The sequence below is a fragment of the Streptomyces sp. NPDC079141 genome, assembly GCF_040686775.1.
Classification (GTDB): Bacteria; Actinomycetota; Actinomycetes; order Streptomycetales; family Streptomycetaceae; genus Streptomyces.
On record NZ_JBFBLP010000023.1, the window covers coordinates 69,208 to 86,077 of the forward strand.

At 69.5% G+C, this 16,870-nt stretch carries 13 protein-coding genes; 2 read left to right on the forward strand and 11 right to left on the reverse strand.

Annotated features, from left to right (window positions below; translation table 11 throughout):
* Position 1: 1 nt before the first annotated feature.
* Genes AB0Q90_RS38355 through AB0Q90_RS38380 form a run of 6 tightly spaced genes read right to left on the reverse strand, consistent with a single transcriptional unit; the run spans position 2 to position 7,723 of the window.
* Positions 2 to 2,002, reverse strand: coding sequence for a beta-galactosidase (locus AB0Q90_RS38355; protein ID WP_363163955.1), 2,001 nt, complete (start codon positions 2,000 to 2,002; stop codon positions 2 to 4).
* On the reverse strand, positions 1,999 to 2,679 hold the full coding sequence (locus tag AB0Q90_RS38360) for a hypothetical protein (protein ID WP_363163956.1): 681 nt from the start codon (positions 2,677 to 2,679) through the stop codon (positions 1,999 to 2,001). Before AB0Q90_RS38360 ends, AB0Q90_RS38355 begins: the two co-directional genes overlap by 4 nt.
* On the reverse strand, positions 2,676 to 4,184 hold the full coding sequence (locus tag AB0Q90_RS38365; RefSeq protein WP_363163957.1) for a xylan 1,4-beta-xylosidase: 1,509 nt from the start codon (positions 4,182 to 4,184) through the stop codon (positions 2,676 to 2,678). Before AB0Q90_RS38365 ends, AB0Q90_RS38360 begins: the two co-directional genes overlap by 4 nt.
* Positions 4,181 to 5,836 carry an extracellular solute-binding protein gene (locus AB0Q90_RS38370; RefSeq protein ID WP_363163958.1) on the reverse strand — a complete coding sequence of 552 codons (1,656 nt, stop codon included), beginning with the start codon at positions 5,834 to 5,836 and terminating at the stop codon, positions 4,181 to 4,183. The genes AB0Q90_RS38365 and AB0Q90_RS38370 overlap by 4 nt, the downstream gene beginning before the upstream one ends.
* A 37-nt stretch (positions 5,837 to 5,873) precedes the next feature.
* Positions 5,874 to 6,746, reverse strand: coding sequence for a carbohydrate ABC transporter permease (locus tag AB0Q90_RS38375; protein WP_363163959.1), 873 nt, complete (start codon positions 6,744 to 6,746; stop codon positions 5,874 to 5,876).
* Positions 6,740 to 7,723, reverse strand: a complete 984-nt coding sequence (locus AB0Q90_RS38380) for an ABC transporter permease subunit (RefSeq protein ID WP_363163960.1) — start codon at positions 7,721 to 7,723, stop codon at positions 6,740 to 6,742. Before AB0Q90_RS38380 ends, AB0Q90_RS38375 begins: the two co-directional genes overlap by 7 nt.
* A 222-nt stretch (positions 7,724 to 7,945) precedes the next feature.
* On the opposite strand from AB0Q90_RS38380, the gene AB0Q90_RS38385 reads away from it, so the two are divergent.
* Complete coding sequence (locus AB0Q90_RS38385) at positions 7,946 to 8,950, forward strand: acetylxylan esterase (RefSeq protein ID WP_363163961.1); 1,005 nt, start codon at positions 7,946 to 7,948, stop codon at positions 8,948 to 8,950.
* A gap of 220 nt (positions 8,951 to 9,170) precedes the next feature.
* Here AB0Q90_RS38385 and AB0Q90_RS38390 read toward each other — a convergent pair whose 3' ends face one another.
* The 5 genes from AB0Q90_RS38390 to acnA form a co-directional block, all read right to left on the reverse strand.
* Positions 9,171 to 10,265, reverse strand: a complete 1,095-nt coding sequence (locus AB0Q90_RS38390) for a lytic polysaccharide monooxygenase (protein ID WP_363163962.1) — start codon at positions 10,263 to 10,265, stop codon at positions 9,171 to 9,173.
* A gap of 377 nt (positions 10,266 to 10,642) precedes the next feature.
* Entirely contained in the window at positions 10,643 to 11,242 is a 600-nt protein-coding gene (locus AB0Q90_RS38395) for an HD domain-containing protein (protein WP_363163963.1), read from the reverse strand.
* A 56-nt stretch (positions 11,243 to 11,298) separates the two neighbouring features.
* A complete protein-coding gene (locus tag AB0Q90_RS38400) occupies positions 11,299 to 12,789 on the reverse strand; it encodes an ATP-binding protein (RefSeq protein ID WP_363163964.1) in 1,491 nt (496 codons plus the stop codon).
* A complete protein-coding gene (locus tag AB0Q90_RS38405; protein WP_363163965.1) occupies positions 12,786 to 13,433 on the reverse strand; it encodes a response regulator transcription factor in 648 nt (215 codons plus the stop codon). Before AB0Q90_RS38405 ends, AB0Q90_RS38400 begins: the two co-directional genes overlap by 4 nt.
* Positions 13,434 to 13,566: 133 nt before the next feature.
* Complete coding sequence (gene acnA, locus AB0Q90_RS38410) at positions 13,567 to 16,281, reverse strand: aconitate hydratase AcnA (protein WP_363163966.1); 2,715 nt, start codon at positions 16,279 to 16,281, stop codon at positions 13,567 to 13,569.
* Positions 16,282 to 16,613: 332 nt separating this feature from the next.
* On the opposite strand from acnA, the gene AB0Q90_RS38415 reads away from it, so the two are divergent.
* A complete protein-coding gene (locus AB0Q90_RS38415) occupies positions 16,614 to 16,811 on the forward strand; it encodes a DUF4236 domain-containing protein (protein ID WP_363163967.1) in 198 nt (65 codons plus the stop codon).
* The last annotated feature ends 59 nt before the right edge of the window (positions 16,812 to 16,870 follow it).

The window sequence follows — 16,870 nt, forward strand, 5'->3', positions numbered from 1 at the left end:
GCTACTCGAAGCGCAGGACGGCCACGCCTCGCGGGTCGAGGACGAGCGGGTCCTTTGCCTGGAACCGCTTGCCGGTCAGCAGGTCGGTGGCGGTGGCCGGGGCCGTCAGGCGGGCGGGTTCGGGTGCGTGGTTGAGGAGGAACAGCAGGCGGGTGCCGTCGGGCGCGACGCGGGTCGCGGTCTCCACGGCCGGGAGGTCGGCGTACGGGCCGAGCAGGTCGTGGCGGTCGAGGATCCGGCGGATGACCCGGTCGACGCCGGGCCGGTCGAGGGCGGTCGCGACGTACCAGGCCTCGCCGGCGCCGTACGTGTGCCGGGTGACGGCGGGAGTGCCGGCGTAGAAGTCGTTGCCGTAGGTGGCGACCGGCTCGGCGCCCCTTGGCAGCACGATCTCGAAGACGAGGCGGGCCTCCGTGTCCAACTCCGGTATGTACTGGGCGAACTCCTCCTGCCGGGCGTCCCATTCGTCGACGCGGACGCCCATGAGGGGGGCGAGTGGGCCGGGGACGTCGGTGAGGAAGGCACGGTCGTGCTCGTCGACACGGCCGGAGAGGAAGGTCGTCAGGACGGTGCCGCCGCGCGCGGCGACGGCTTCGAGCCGTTCGGCGAGGTCGCCCTTGACCATGTGCAGGACCGGCGCGAGGACCACGTCGTACGGGGTGAGGTCGGCGGTCTGCGGGACCACGTCCATGTCGGCGCCGGCCTCGCGGGCTGCCCGGTAGTAGGCGTGGACCACCTCCTGGTACTTCACCAGCCGGGAGGGGCCGTCGGAGATCTCCAGGGCCCACCAGCTGTCCCAGTCGAAGAGCAGTGCGGTCCGCGCGGGGGTGCGGGCCCCCAGGGTCGCGCCGCCCAGCAGCTCCAACTCCGCGCCGATTTCCGTCACTTCACGGAAGACGCGGGTGTCGTCGCGGCCCGCGTGGCCGATGACCGCGCCGTGGTACTTCTCGCAGGCGCCGCGCGAGGCACGCATCTGGAAGTAGAGGGCGGCGTCGGCGCCGTGGGCGACGGCCTGGAAGGTGGCGAGGCGTAACTCACCTGGCCGGCGCAGCGGGTTGACGTCGCGGCAGGCGGTGGTGGACGGGGTCTGCTCCATCAGCCAGAAGGGGGCGCCGTCCTTCAGGCCGCGCATCAGGTCGTGGGCGAGGGCGGGCCAGGTGGGCGGGGCGTCGAGGGGCGGATAGCTGTCCCAGGACGCGAAGTCGAGGTGGGGTGCCCAGCGGTGGTAGTCGAGGGGGCGGAACATGCCCATGAAGTTGGTGGTGACGGGCGTGTCCGCGTCGTACCGCCGTATCGCCTCCTTCTCCGCCGTGAAGCAGCCGAGCAGTGCGTCGGTGGTGAAGCGGAAGTAGTCCAGGGTGGTGCCCTGGAAGGCCGTGTGGTCGGGGCCGCGCCAGTGCTCGGTGAGGGCGTTCGGGGGTTCGATCTCGGCGAAGTCGGAGTAGCGGTGGGACCAGAAGGTGGTGCACCAGGCGTCGTTGAGGGCGTCGAGGGTGACGTACTTGTCCCGTAGCCAGTCCCGGAACGCGTCGGCGCACAGGCCGCAGTAACAGGTGCCGCCGTATTCGTTGTTGATGTGCCAGGCGAGCAACGCGGGGTGTTCGGCGTAGCGTTCGGCGAGTCTGCCCGCCATCGCTGTCGCGAGTCGCCGGTACGCCGGTGAGCTCGGGCAGAAGTTGTGGCGCTGGCCGTAGCGGTGACGGCGCCCCTCGAAGTCGGTGCGGCCCACCTCGGGGTACTTCCTGGCAAGCCAGGGCGGGACGGCGGCGGTGCCGGTGGCGAGGCAGACCCGGCGGCCCTCCGCGGCCGCACGGTCGAGGATGCGGTCGAGGACGGTGAAGTCGTAGGTGTCCTCGGCGGGTTGGGTGAGCGACCAGGAGAAGACGCCGACGGTGAGGGTGTCGATGCGGGCCTGGCCGAACAGGCGGTGGTCGTCGTCCCGGACGGACTCCGGCCACTGCTCGGGGTTGTAGTCACCGCCGTACCTGATCTTGTCGCTCATGCGGTGAAGTCCTCCTGTGTCTCGGCGATCACCGGGCGGCCGGCGTGCAGCAGGGAGAGCAGCAGCGGGGCGGCGAGCAGCGCGGGCAGGGCCTCGGTCAGCAGGACGGTCAGACCGCCGGCCAGGACGAGCAGGGAGGCGGCGGCGAGGGTGGCGCGGCCGTGCCGGAACAGGAAGTACGCGGCGAGGCGCGCCGTGTCGCGGGTGCGGAAGGCGAAGAGGGAGGTGAGCAGGAGCGCATGCGCGCCCCACAGGAGGGAGCCGGCGCCCACGGTCCCGAGCAGCACCGCCCACCAGCCGGGCAGGCCGGTGGCGGAGAAGTGGGTGAGGGTGAAGGCGATGACCGTCAGCCAGCCGAGCAGCGGCGCCCAAAGCCTCAGCACCGCAAGGGAGTTGAGCCGCCAGCCGCGCCAGTAGGCGCGGGCCGGGTGGAGGTCGGTGAGGTCGCGGTCACGGTGGTGCAGGGCGTAGACGGCGGCGGAGAGGGCGGGGCCCAGTGGGAGGAGGCATACGGCGGCGAGGGGAAGGTTCGAGGGGTCCGGGCTCAGCACGAGCAGCCCCACCAGGCCCGGCGCGGAGGCCGCGAGCAGCAGTGCCTCGACCGTGACGAGGGTGTGGATCAGGGCGGCGGCGCGGGAGAGAGGGCCCGCGCCGAAAGTCACGGAGGGTGCGCTCATCGGGGGTCCCTGCCGAGCAGCCGCCCCTCGTCCGCCCACGCCGGTGTCTCGTCCTGGACCGGGCTGACCTCGACGAGCGTCACCTCGTGGCGGGCCAGCGTGAGGTCCAGGTCCACCCGGCCGTCCTCCACCGGCAGCCGCAGGTGCCGGCGTGCGGGCTCGGCGGCCTCGTGCAGGATGTCGAGCCGGTGCCGGTCGGGCGAGCGGGGGCCGCCCATCCGCTGCCAGGCGGTGCGGGCGTTGCCGTGCTCCTCGTCGACGGTGGACCGGCGTACGAACGCCTCCGCCGCACGCAGGGGGAGGTCGAGGCGCAGGCGGTGTCGCTCGGGTCCGGGCGTCTCGCCGCTGGGGTCGTCGGGCGCCCAGGCGAGGACGGTGACGCGGCCGTCGGCATGGCGGGTCACCAGGTGGTCGTCCCCCCGGGCGAGCAGCTCGGACCCCATCCGGGCCAAGAAGGCGTACAGGTGATACGTCGGCTTTCTGACCTGCCGGTGGGTGAGGAGCCCGAAGCCGCCGTGGAAGAGCGAGGTCGGGACGCCGGCCTCCTCGAACATGTCGCTGAACGTCCAGTACGAGAAGGAGTCGACGTGGTCGCCGCCTCCCGCGAGGACGGGGGCCAGGTAGGCGGCGTTGAAGGCGGTGTCGTGGATGGGGTTGTCGGGGCAGTAGGAGGAGTTGAACTCGGTGATGTGGACCGGGAGTTCGGCCAACGCAGTGCCCTTCAGGCGCTCCCGGGGTGTGGCGAACTGGTCCAGGAGCCCCAGGGCGGGCGCGAGGGTCTGGTACGACCCGAACGGCACATGCTGGGCGGGGCCCGAGGTGTAGGCATGCTTCGAGACGAAGTCGACGGGGACGTCGTGTCGTTCGGTGAACTCGGCGAAGCGGTCCAGCCATTCGTCGGCACCGGGCGAGATGGCCGGGCCGCCGACCTGGAGCTCGGCGTCCACCTCCTTCACCGCGCGCGCCGTCACCTCGTACAGCCGGTGATAGGCCGCTTCGTCCGCCTTCTCCCAGAAGTCGGCCAGGTTGGGCTCGTTCCACACCTCGATCGGCCAGGTGCGGACCTCGTCGAGGCCGTAGCGGTCGACGAGGTGACGGAGGGTCGCGCGGACCAGGTCCGCCCATTCGTGGTGCGAGCGCGGGGGCGTGACGTTGCCCCGCCACCAGAACACCGTCTGCTCCCCCGACGCCAACCCGCCGGGCATGAAGCCGAGTTCGAGGAAGGGCCGGATGCCGAGGTCGAGATAGGCGTCGATGACCTGGTCGACGTAGGTGAAGGAGTGCTGGACGCGCCGGCTGCCCTGCCACTCGTAGGGGCGGTGGACGCCCATGCCGTCGCTCAGCAGACCGTGTCCGCGGATGTACCTGAAGCCGATCTCGCGCTGGATCAGAGCGAGCGAGTCCTGGTAGTCGCGGCGGAGGGCGAGTTCGACGCGGCCGGTGCCGACGCAGGCCCGCCAGGCGTCGGAGAACCGGCCGACGGGCTCGCCGGGGACGCGGATCATCCGTTCTCCTGCTGGAAGCGCTCGTGTGCCTTGTTGTGCAGGTCGACCAGCTGCTGCATGTTCTTGGACTCCAACTCGGTGACGTAGTCGTCCCATTCGGACAGCGATCGTTTGCCGAGGACGAACTTGAGGGTGTTCTGGATGGCGTGGTCCTTCAGCGGGGTGTCCCAGAGGGTCGCCTGTTCCTGCTCCACGGACTGCAGCGGGTGGGCGGGATCGATGGGCAGTTGCTCGCGCTGGGCCATGGCGTCCTGGAACTTCTGCTCGTCCGGGCTGAAGTTGGAGGAGACCAAGGCCCAGCTGCCGCCGTAGGTGAAGACGCCGTTGAAGAAGCCGTAGTCCTTCTGGAGGTCCTTGGGCGCGTCGGGGTCGGAGCCCATGAGGCTGATGCCGGGCTGGAGCTTGTACGTGTCGCCGGAAGCGGTGTAGGTGACGCCGTCGACACCCCACTTGCACAGCTTCTGGCCCTCGTCGGAGTACCAGAGCCAGTCCACGAACTGCATCATCGCCACGAAGGTGTCGCTCTTGAGGGCCTTGCTGGAGATCATGACGCCGTTCTCCAGCCGGGCGCCGCCGAGCACCACCGGGCCGGCCGGGCCGAGCGGCACCGGCACCATCTCGATCTTCGCGCCCTTGACCTGCTTCTCCAGGTTGTAGCGGTAGTTCTGCACCAGCTCCTGCGGGTTGGCGCTGATCGCGAAGGACTTCTCGGCCAGCAGCTTCTGCACCGCCTGGTCGTCCTGCTGGGTGAAGCTCTCCGGGTCCAGCAGCTTGTCGGCGACGAGCTTCCGCATGAACTCGACCATCTGGCGGTAGCTGTCGGTCGCGGCGGTGAAGACGAACTTCTTCGCCCCGGTGTCGAAGCTGATGTTGTCGTACGTCCAGCCCGCCTTGACCCCGTACGCCTGGCCGAGATAGCTGAACAACGCGCCGCACGGGAACGGGGTGTTGGTGCTCCAGCGGTCGGTCAACGGGTATTTGTCGGGGTACTCGGACCTGAGCGCCTTCAGGACGTCGTACACCTCGTCCCAGGTGGTGGGCAGGGCAAGCCCGTGCTTGTCGAGGACGTCCGTGCGGAAGGACAGGGAGTAGCCGGACTTGACCCTCTCGTGCAGGCCGGGCAGCAGGTAGTACTTGCCGTCGGACTGGCGTATGGAGTCCAGCTCGGGTTCGAGCTGCCACTTCTTCACCTTGTCCCGGTAGTTGGGCATCAGGTGCACGTACTCGCTGACCGGGAGGATCGCGCCGGAGGACACGAACGCGACCTCGGAGGGGTGGTACGTCTTGGGGATCAGGAAGGGTGCGTCGCCCGCGCCGATGAGGACGCTGCGCTTCTTCTCGTAGTCCACGAGCGGCACGTCGACCGGCTTCAGGGTGATGCCGGTGCGCTTGGCGACCTCCTCCCAGAACATCCAGTCCTTCTTCGTCGGATAGGTCGGGTTGTTGTTGTGCAGGAGCGAGAAGGACAGCGGCTTGGTGGCCTTGAACTGCTGTCCGGAGCGGTAGTCCTTCATCGCGCCGTGTCGCTTCTTGGACAGGTCCTTGGAGTCCCCGCCGTCGTCGCCGCTGCCGCAGCCGGTGAGGGTCGCGAGGCCGATGAAACCGGCGGCGGCGAGGATCTGACGTCTTGACAGCTCTCCTGCGTTCTTCACGGACACTCCTTTGTTCCGTAAGGGAATTGACGTGCTGTCAGCCCTTGACCGCGCCGAGCATCACGCCCGATACGAAGTAGCGCTGGACGAACGGGTACACGCAGAGGATCGGCAGCGCGGTGAGCACGATGGTGACCGCCTGGATGTTCGCCCCGACCTGGCTGAGCTGCTCGGTGTCGGCACCGGCACTGGAGCCGCCGGTGGCGCCCTGGATGAGATTGCGCAGATAGACGGTGACCGGCATCAGATCCGAGGAGTCCATGTAGAGGAACGCGCTGAACCAGGAGTTCCAGAAGGACACCGAGTAGAAGAGCACCATCGTCGCCACGACCGCCTTGGACAGCGGCAGCACGATCCGCAGCAGGGTGCCGTAGGTGCTCAGGCCGTCGATCTGTGCGGCCTCCTCCAGCTCACCGGGCAGGCTCTCGAAGAAGGCCTTCATCACCAGGAGGTTGAAGACGCTGATCGCGTTGGGCAGGGCGATCGCCCAGATGCTGTTCTTCAGGCCGAGGCTGGTGATCAGGACGTAGTTGGGGATCAGACCGCCGGTGAAGAACATGGTGAACACCGCGACGCCGACGAGGAGGCCGCGCCCCTTGAGGTGCTTCTTCGACAGGACGTAGGCGTAACAGGTCGTCAGCACCATGGCGACGGCGGTCGCGACGACCGTGTAGAGGACGGTGTTGCCGTAGTTCCGCCAGAACATTGAGTCCTTGAACACGATCTCGTACGTGGTGAGGTTGAACCCCTTGGGCCACAGGGTCACTTCACCGGCCCGGATCTGGCGCTCCCCGCTGAAGGACCTCGCGACGATATTGAGGAAGGGGTACAGGGTCACGACCACGACGAGGGTGAGGATCACCCCGTTGACGCCCTGGAAGACCCGGTACGAACGGCTCGGCTTCACCACAGGCTGGTCCCCACTGTGCGGCGCGAGAGCGTGTTGGCGGACGTGATCAGCACCAGGCCGATGATCGCCTCGAACAGGCCGATGGCGGCGGCGTAGCTGAAGCTGTTGGACTCCACGCCGGTGCGGTAGACGTACGTGGAGATCACGTCGGAGGTCTGGTAGGTCAGCGGGTTGTACAGCAGCAGGACCTTCTCGAAGCCGACGGCCAGGAAAGTGCCGACGTTCAGGATGAGCAGCGTGATCATCGTCGGGCGGATGCCCGGCAGGGTGACGTGCCAGGTCTGCTTCCAGCGGCCGGCGCCGTCGATGCGGGCGGCCTCGTACAGGTCCTCGTCGATGGTGGTGAGCGCGGCGAGGTAGAGGATCGTGCCCCAGCCGGCGGTCTGCCAGATCTCGGAGCCGACGTAGATCGTGCGGAACCACTCGGGTTCCTGGATGAAGCGGATCTCGTCGTGGCCGAACCAGCCCAGTACATGGTTGACCGGGCCGTCGGTGGCGAGCATCTGCAGGGTGATGCCCGCGACGATCACGATCGACAGGAAGTGCGGCAGATACGACACCGACTGCACGAACCGCTTCAGGGAGCGCCGGCGCACCTCGTTCAGCAGCAGCGCCAGCACGATCGGGATCGGGAAGCAGAAGACGAGCGTGAGCCCGCCGAGCCACAGCGTGTTCCGGAACACCTGCCAGAAGGTGGGATCGCTGAGGAACATCTCGACATAGCGCAGGCCCACCCAGTGTTCGCCGAAGATCGAGCCGCCCGGCTCGAAGCGGCGGAACGCGATCACATTGCCGATCATCGGCAGATAGCGGAACACCAGGAAGAACAGCAGCGGCAGCACGGCCAGCGAGTACAGCTGCCAGTCGCGGCGCAGCGTCCTCCGCCAGCCGCCGCGCGCGGCGGCTGGCGGAGATGAGACGGACCCGGGCGGGTCCTGGACGCCGGGCGGGGAGGCCGACTTGGTGGAGGTGCTCATGCTCGGTCCTCTCGGACGACGCTGAACCGAAACTTTCGAGCTCTTACCGGTAACTCCGCGGCAACTTAGAGGCAGTTAGAAAGCGCTGTCAATGGGTGTAACAGCGAGGAGTTGATGCCCAGGTACGGAGTTGAAGTGCCTCATCGGCGGGGTAGAAGACGAAGGTCCGGCACTTTGATCTCCGCAAGTTTCCATACAAGGACCGACTCCTGCGAGGTGCCCGTGCCCGCGTTCGACCTGCCGCCCACCGAGCTGACGAGCTACCGACCGGACCTCCAGGAACCCCCGGACTTCGAGGAGTTCTGGCAAGCGACCCTCAAAGAGGCCGCGCAGTACGAGGTGTTGGTGTCGGCACATCCGGTGGACACCGGACTGCGGCTCACCGAGACCTGGGACGTGACCTTCCGGGGCTTCGCCGGCGACCCGGTGCGCGCCTGGTTCAGCCGACCGGCCGGAGTCCCCGAACCACTGCCCGCCGTAGTCGAGTTCGCCGGGTACGGCCGGGGCCGCGGCCTTCCGCACGAGCGGCTGACCTGGGTGAACGCCGGATACGCCCATCTGCTGATGGACAACCGCGGCCAGGGCGACCAGTACGGCTGCGGCGGCGACACCCCCGACCCGCACGCGAGCGCGCCGGGCGGCCCGGGCCCCGCCGTACGCGGCCTGCTCTCCCCGCACGACCACCACTACCGCCGCCTGATCACGGACGCGGTGCGCGCGGTCGCCGCGGTGCGCGCGCTGCCGGGCGTGGACACCGCACGGGTGACGGCCGCCGGCAACAGCCAGGGCGGCGGGCTCGCCCTCGCCGTCGCGGGACTCGTCCCCGACCTCGCGGCGGCCCTGGTGACCGCCCCCTTCCTGTGCGGCATCCGGCGCGCCCTCGACCTCACCGACGCCGCGCCCTACGGCGAGATCACCGCGTATCTGTCGGTGCACCGGGGCGCCGAGCGGGCCGCGTACCACACGCTCGCGCACATGGAGGGGATCTCCTTCGCCCGGCGTGCGCATGCCCCGGCCCATTTCGGGGTGGGCCTGCGCGACACGGTCTGCCCGCCGAGCGGGGCGTACGCCGCCTTCAACCGTTACGGCGAGCTGACGAGCACCGAAACGCGCACGGAGATCCACGCGTATCCGTTCAACGGGCACGAGGGCGGCGACGCGATGCATGTGCGTCGCCAACTGACCTGGCTGCACGAGCTGCTGAGGACGGGCCCGGCACCTGCGTAAACGCCGCTCGCCCGGCCGGACTCCCAACTCGATTGGGAGAGTTGGGGGTTGACACGGTAGAGTGTTGTCCAGACCACTCGACAACGTTGTCCGACCCCCCGTTCTTGCAACGTTGTCCATCCCGGGACAGGCCATCACCCCCCTCAACCTGTCCCCTGACGGACCCGGTGGACGCCACGGCTCTCGCGTCCACCGGGTCCGCTTCAAGAGGGGCTCGGGATCAGCCGACCCGGCAGGGCAGGGTCGTCGCGCTGTCACCGCCGGAGCCGGAGACTACGTAGCCGAACGTCGTGCTCTGCCCCGGACTCAGGGAGCCGTTCCAGTTCGCGTTGTGGACCATCACGTCCTGGCCGGTGTAGGTCGCGGTGCCGTTCCAGAGGCTGTCGACCTTCTGACCGGCCGGGAGCGTCCAGTCGACCATCCAGCCGAGCATCGGGACATCACCGGAGTTGGTGACGGTCACCTCGGACTGGTAGCCGCCGTTCCAGCTGCCGGTCGTCCTCCGGGTGGCGGTGCAGGTGCCCGGCACGGGCTCGTTCGGGTCGCCCGGGTCGTGAATGCCCGTCACCTCGCCGTTGCCGCCGTCGAAGACGATGTCGGAGCAGGAGTAGAAGGTCTCCGCACTGTCCGAGCGCTGCCAGACCATGTAGATGATGTGGCGGCCCGACTTGTTCGCCGGAAGCTGCCCGCTCCAGGAGTAGTTGGCCTCGACCGTGCCCGGACTGCCGTTCAGCGGCGGGTGGTCGACGGAGAGGAAGGGCTGCTCCTCCATGTCGTTCCAGGTGAGGGTCCGGGTCGGGTCGAAGCCGTCCTTGGTGATGTAGACGTAGAACCAACCCGGGTGCGCGGCCCAGGCGTTGTAGGAGAAGTCGACGGTCGCGCCCGAGGTGAGGTGGGTGAGCGGCCAGTCGTCGCGGGGCGCGTTGAAGCCGGTGAAGTTCGTGTTCCCGCCGCTGCACAGCTCGCCGTCCGGCACGAAGCCGCGGGTGCGGCCGGCGCCGTCCGAGCGGAGCACCGAGAACCAGTTGTAGAAGGGCGTGGTGCCGCTGACCGCCTGCGCGTTCTTGCAGGCCGGGTTGACCGGCTTGATCTCACCGGTGTCGGTCAGCCCGTCCTGCCAGCACAGGAAGGTGCGGCTGGCGGGCTTCATGGGGGTACCGTGCGCCTCCGCCTCGCCGCCGGTCGTCATGACCAGGCTGAGCGCCGGGATCGTGGCGAGCAGGGAGACCAGGACGAGGAAGAGGGCTCTGGTGCGGGTGGGGGGCGTTAATCGGCGTGGTCCCGCCGATGCCGATTCTGTTTTTGTCAGGATCATGACAGACTAGTCCGTTCCTTGAGGCACGGGCCGTGCGGATCCGTGTGTGGGGTGACGGGGGTGGGAGCGGCTCCGCGAGCGGGTTCCGGTCCGCCCGTATGGGAGCGCTCCCACCCCACCTGACCGGAAGTTAGCGCCGTGGGGGGCAGTTGTAAACGTCTGGCGCATGCGTCGCCCTCTTCGCCGCGCACAAGGTCCCCTACTACTGGCGCGTCGAACTGGACCGGGACCAAAGGCTCGCGGTCCACGAGTACTGGCTGAACGCGGACACCCTCGCGTACTTCCCCGCACCGTCGCACCCGGTGCACCACGACAAGCTCGTCACCGAGCTGCCGTTCCCCGTCGAGATCGACCTCGACGCGCTCATCGGCTTCTGATCACACCGGACACGAGGCCTGGAAGGCCAGCCGGGCCTCCGCGTCCTCCCCCACCGCGGTCAGCAGGTCGTCGAGTTCGAGGAACTCCTCCCACACCGTCCGCCCACTCGCCTCCGCCAGCCTGCGGACCAGCAGGTCCTCCAGGGCCGGGACGCGTTTGCCCTTCCAGGCCTTGTCGGCCACGCTGACCAGCAGATCCTCGATCCCGATGTCCGGCAGGGTCCAGCTCGCGTGGGTGGCGGCGAAGCGGGCGAGTCCCGCGTCGACGCCATGGGCCAGCAGCAGGCGGCGGCCGGCCTCCTCGTGCGCGGAGCCCGGGCCGGAGAGTTCGGCGACGTGCGTCGCCTTGCCGATGTCGTGCGTGGCGGCGCCGAAGAGTACGGCGTCCCGGTCGAACCGGGTCGCCGGGTGCCGCCGCGCCATCCAGTCGACGAGCTGGTGCGCCACGTCGTGGACCGCCCGCAGATGGGCCGCGAGGCGCGGCGGTGCATCCAACTCCCGCAGCAGCCGTACCACTTGCTCGGGGAGTGGGTGCAGGGGCGGGTCCGTGTCGGCGGCCAGCGCACGGCGGAGGAGATCGGTGGAGGGCGGCGGGGTCACCCGGTCAGGGTAGGGGGCTCGGGCCGATGCTGCGGCGGGTTTCTGGCCCTGACCCCTTATACCGACGCCGGTCTGGGGCGCCCCGTAACCACCCCGCTCGCCTCGCCCACCGCCGGCAGCTCGATCGTGAACTCGGTACGCCCCGGGGCGCTTTCCACCTGGATGCGGCCCCCGTGAGCCGTCGTGATCGCCGCCACGATGGCCAACCCCAGCCCCGCGCCACCCGAGTTGGCGTCCGCGCGGGAGCGGGACGTGTCGGCTCGGGTGAAGCGTTCGAAGACGGTGGGCAGAAGGGTGGGCGGGATGCCGGGGCCGTCGTCGCGGACGCGGATCACGCGGCGGGAGTCGGTGGACTCGACGCTCGCCACCACCCGGGTGCCGGCGGGCGTGTGCATCCGCGCGTTGGTCAGCAGGTTGGCGACCACCTGGTGCAGCCGGGCCTCGTCGCCGGTCACCGACGCCGGTGCGTCCAGGCGGAGTTCGAGCTGCCAGTCGTGGTCGTCGCCCGCCGCCCGCGCGTCCCACACCGCCTCGGCGACCAGCGCCGCCAGGTCCACCTCGGTGGACTGCAAGGGGCGGCCCTCGTCCAGCCGGGCCAGCAACAGCAGATCCTCCACCAGGCCGGTCATCCGTGCCGACTCGGCCGAGACCCGGCGCCAGGCCAGCACCGGTTCGATCCGGCCGTTACCGCGGTTCATCAGCTCGGCGTATCCGGCGATCGAGGCGAGGGGCGTACGGAGTTCATGGCTCGCGTCGGCCAGGAATCGCCGCATGCGTTCCTCGGTGCGCCGGCGTTCGGCGAGGGAGGACTCCGCGTGGTCGATCATCCGGTTGAGCGCGGCGCCGACCTGGCCGGCCTCGCTGCCGGGGTCGGTGTCCCGTTCGGGCACCCGGGTGAGGGCGGTGACCTCGCCGTGGCCGAGCGGTGCGCGGGAGACCTCGGCGGCGGTGGCGGCGACCCGGCCGAGGGGGCGCAGTTGCCGTCGTATCACCACGGCGCAGACGCAGCCGGCGACGGTGAGCCCGGCGGCCGCGACGGCCGTTTCGACCGCGGCCAGTACGCCGATCATGTGCCGGACGTCGTCCATGGGCAGCCCGGTGAGGACCCGGATCCCGCCGCTCTCGACCGCGGTGACCCGGTAGGTGCCGAGGCCGGGAACGGTCCGGGTGTGCTTCGAGCCGTCCGTCGCGAGGTCCGCGAGGGCTGCGGTCTGCTCGGCGGTGAGGATTCGTGGGGCGGCGTCCTGGCTGACGACCCCGGCGGAGAGGATCGTGCCGTTGTCGTCGAGGCGGGCCGCGAGCAGGCCGGCGGGGTGGCCGTTCTCGTCGAGGAAGCCCAGGTCGTCCTCGTCCCCCGGGTCCAGCGCGGCCCCGCCGAGGCTGCGCGCGGCGGCGTCGGTGACGCGGCCGTCGAGGTCGCCCATCAGATAGGCGCGTTGGACGACGGCCGTGGTGAGCGCCATCGCGGCGCACACGGCGACGAGGGTGACGCCGACGAACACCAGCAGCCGGGTGCGCAAGGAGCGGATGCGTCGCCGGGCGCTCATCTCCCGTCCTCCGCGGCTCCGATGGCGCACCCGAGTCCGCGCACGGTGTGGATCACCGGCGCCCGACCCCTGTCGAGCTTGCGGCGCAGGCCGGAGACGCAGACCTCGACGAGGTTGCCGTCGCCGTCGAAGGCGCTGCTCCACACGTGGTCGAGGATTCGGGCCCTGCTCAGCACCTGGCGCGGGTCGGTCAGGACCAGGTCGCCCAGGACGTGGACGGAGTGCGGCCGCCGCGGGCCGGAGTCGTCGCCGCTGCCGTGCTCGGCCCCGGTGCGGCGCTGCGGTCGGCGCAGCCGCGGCACGGCCCCCTCCAAGGAGAAGGGCTTGGTCACGCAGTCGTCGGCGCCCGCCTCCACCCCGTCGGGGGCGGCGAGCGTCAGCACCGTCAGCCGCGGGTTCCCGTGGCACATCGGGTGCGGCCGGCGCGGCACCCCCGGGCCGTCCAGGCCGGGCGACGTCCCGTCGAACACCACGGCCCGCGGCGCGCGGCCACGGGCGGCGTTCAGCGCACTCCGTCCGTCCAGCGCCGTACACGGCCGCCGGCCCGCCTCGGTGACGGCGACGCGGAGCACTTCGGTGAGAGCGGGTTCGTCGACGACGATGACGCGGGCGCGGCCGGTTCGGTACCCGGCGGTGGCGGACATGTACCGATCCTGTCCCGGTCGGCTGGGGGAACCCTGTGTTCAACCTGAGTTCCGGCGATGTCCCGGGCGGAGAACGGCGAGGGCCGCACCCCCGTTCCCGGGGATGCGGCCCTCTGCTGCCGTGCCGTACCGCTTACTTGCGGATCAGGTTGCGCAGCACGTACTGCATGATGCCGCCGTTGCGGTAGTAGTCCGCCTCACCGGGGGTGTCGATGCGGACGACCGCGTCGAACTCCACACCGGTGTCGGTGGTGACCTTGACCGTCGACGGGGTCGTGCCCTCGTTGAGCTCGGTGACGCCCGAGATCGAGAAGGTCTCCTCGCCGGTCAGGCCGAGGGAGTCGGCGTTCTGGCCGGCCGGGAACTGCAGCGGCAGGACGCCCATGCCGATGAGGTTCGAGCGGTGGATGCGCTCGTACGACTCGGTGATGACGGCCTTGACGCCGAGGAGCGCGGTGCCCTTGGCCGCCCAGTCGCGGGACGAGCCGGAGCCGTACTCCTTGCCGCCCAGGATGACCAGCGGGATGCCGGCGGCCTGGTAGTTCTGCGAGGCGTCGTAGATGAACGACACCGGCGCGTCGGCCTGGGTGAAGTCGCGGGTGTAACCGCCTTCCGTCCCCGGCGCGATCTGGTTGCGCAGACGGATGTTGGCGAACGTGCCGCGGATCATGACCTCGTGGTTGCCTCGGCGGGAGCCGTAGGAGTTGAAGTCACGACGCTCCACACCGTGCTCGGTGAGGTACTTGCCGGCCGGGGTGTCGGCCTTGATCGCACCGGCCGGGGAGATGTGGTCGGTGGTGACCGAGTCGCCCAGCTTGGCCAGGACGCGCGCGCCGGAGATGTCGGCGACCGGCTTCGGCTCCATCTCCATGCCCTCGAAGTACGGGGGCTTGCGGACGTAGGTCGACTCGGCGTCCCACTCGAAGGTGTTGCCGGTCGGGATCGACAGGGCCTGCCACTGGGCGTCGCCCGCGAAGACGTCCTGGTAGGACTTGGAGAACATGTCCTCGCCGATGGCGTTGGCGACGACGTCGTTGACCTCGGCCTCGGTCGGCCAGATGTCGGCCAGGTAGACCGGCTTGCCTTCCTGGTCCGTGCCGAGGGCGTCCTTGGTGATGTCCACCTTCATGGAGCCCGCGAGGGCGTACGCGACGACCAGCGGCGGGGAGGCCAGGTAGTTCATCTTGACGTCGGGGTTGATACGGCCCTCGAAGTTCCGGTTGCCGGAGAGGACCGAGGTCACCGCGAGGTCGTGGTCGTTGACGGCCTTGGAGACCTCCTCCGGCAGCGGGCCGGAGTTGCCGATGCAGGTGGTGCAGCCGTAACCGACCAGGTTGAAGCCGACCTTGTCGAGGTACGGGGTCAGGCCCGCCTTGTCGAAGTAGTCGGTGACGACCTTCGAACCCGGGGCGAGGGTGGTCTTGACCCACGGCTTGCGGGTCAGGCCCTTCTCCACGGCCTTCTTCGCGACGAGCGCGGCGGCGACCATGACGTACGGGTTGGAGGTGTTGGTGCAGGAGGTGATGGCGGCGACCGTCACGGCACCGTGGTCGATCTCGTACGTCGAGCCGTCGGGGGCGGTGACCGTGGTGAGACGGGTCGGTACGCCGTTGGAGGCGGCCGGGGCGTCGGAGGCCGGGAAGGACTCGACGCCCGCCTCGTCCGCGGTGTCCACGTAGTTGCGGACGTCCTGGGCGAACTGCTGGGCGGCGTTGGCGAGGACGATGCGGTCCTGCGGGCGCTTCGGGCCGGCGATCGACGGGACGACCGTCGACAGGTCCAGCTCCAGCTTCTCGGAGAAGTCGGGCTCGGCCTTCGGGTCCAGCCAGAGGCCCTGCTCCTTGGCGTACGTCTCGACGAGCGCGACCTGCTGCTCGGAGCGGCCGGTGAGCTTGAGGTAGTTCAGGGTCTCGCCGTCGATCGGGAAGATCGCGGCGGTGGAGCCGAACTCCGGCGACATGTTGCCGATGGTGGCGCGGTTCGCGAGCGAGGTGGCGGCGACGCCCTCGCCGTAGAACTCGACGAACTTGCCCACGACGCCGTGCTTGCGGAGCATCTCGGTGATGGTCAGCACCAGGTCGGTGGCGGTGGTGCCGGGCTTGAGCTCACCGGTCAGCTTGAAGCCGACCACGCGCGGGATGAGCATCGAGACCGGCTGGCCGAGCATCGCGGCCTCGGCCTCGATGCCGCCGACGCCCCAGCCCAGCACACCGAGGCCGTTGACCATGGTGGTGTGCGAGTCGGTGCCGACGAGGGTGTCGGGGTAGGCCTGGCCGTTACGGACCATGACGGTGCGGGCCAGGTGCTCGATGTTGACCTGGTGGACGATGCCGGTGCCCGGGGGGACGACCTTGAAGTCGTCGAAGGCGGTCTGGCCCCAGCGCAGGAACTGGTAGCGCTCCTTGTTGCGGCCGTACTCCAGCTCCACGTTCTGCTGGAAGGCGTCGTGGGTGCCGAACTTGTCGGCGATGACGGAGTGGTCGATGACCATCTCGGCCGGGGAGAGCGGGTTGACCTTCGCCGGGTCGCCGCCGAGGGCCTTCACGGCCTCACGCATGGTGGCGAGGTCGACGACACAGGGGACGCCGGTGAAGTCCTGCATGATCACGCGGGCCGGCGTGAACTGGATCTCCTGCGACGGCTGGGCCTGCGAGTCCCAGCCGCCGAGGGCACGGATGTGGTCGGCGGTGATGTTCGCGCCGTCCTCGGTGCGGAGGAGGTTCTCCAGCAGCACCTTCAGGCTGTAGGGAAGGCGCGCGGAGCCCTCGACCTTGTCCAACCGGAAGATCTCGTACGACTCGTCGCCCACCTGCAGCGTGCTGCGGGCGTCGAAGCTGTTCGCCGACACGACAGTCTCCTTCATTGATGTGCGCGTACCACCACGATCCTGCCGCCACGCCATCTTGGCCGATCCGCTAAGGTAAGGCTAAGTTAGGTAGGCCTTACCGCCGGACCGGTGATGCCGCACGGCTGCGGTGCACCTCGGCAGATATCTCGATGTCGAGATAACTCTAGTACATGGGGCCGGGATGGTCATGCCCGGTCCCCCTGTGATGTCCTCCCTCGACCATGGACCCAGGCGATTTCCACCGCCACGCGGGCGGCCGGCCGGCATGCCATCAGTTCGCCAACTCGGGGTAGCCGAAGGGTGCGTCCACGAAACCCCGACGGGAGGCTTCCATGCCCCTCACATTTCGCAAGAGTTTCCGCATCCTGCCCGGCGTACGGCTGAACATCAACCGTCGCTCCTGGTCCATCACCACCGGTGGCAGGCACGGCCCCCGGCGCACCCACAGCAGCACCGGACGTCGTACGACATCGATGGATTTGCCCGGACCTTTCGGGTGGCGTCGTACCCGTACCGCCAGGCGCCGTTGACGGTCCGTCACCCGAACGGACCCCCCGGGAGGCGCCATCTCATATCTGAGATAGCCTCA

Excerpts from the sequence above, each read along its gene's own strand:
- AB0Q90_RS38355 (WP_363163955.1), bottom strand. The coding sequence starts at position 2,002 with ATGAGCGACAAGATCAGGTACGGCGGTGACTACAACCCCGAGCAGTGG.
- AB0Q90_RS38360 (WP_363163956.1), bottom strand. The coding sequence starts at position 2,679 with ATGAGCGCACCCTCCGTGACTTTCGGCGCGGGCCCTCTCTCCCGCGCC.
- AB0Q90_RS38365 (WP_363163957.1), bottom strand. The coding sequence starts at position 4,184 with ATGATCCGCGTCCCCGGCGAGCCCGTCGGCCGGTTCTCCGACGCCTGG.
- AB0Q90_RS38380 (WP_363163960.1), bottom strand. The coding sequence starts at position 7,723 with ATGAGCACCTCCACCAAGTCGGCCTCCCCGCCCGGCGTCCAGGACCCG.
- AB0Q90_RS38390 (WP_363163962.1), bottom strand. The coding sequence starts at position 10,265 with ATGATCCTGACAAAAACAGAATCGGCATCGGCGGGACCACGCCGATTA.
- AB0Q90_RS38400 (WP_363163964.1), bottom strand. The coding sequence starts at position 12,789 with ATGAGCGCCCGGCGACGCATCCGCTCCTTGCGCACCCGGCTGCTGGTG.
- AB0Q90_RS38405 (WP_363163965.1), bottom strand. The coding sequence starts at position 13,433 with ATGTCCGCCACCGCCGGGTACCGAACCGGCCGCGCCCGCGTCATCGTC.
- AB0Q90_RS38415 (WP_363163967.1), top strand. The coding sequence starts at position 16,614 with ATGCCCCTCACATTTCGCAAGAGTTTCCGCATCCTGCCCGGCGTACGG.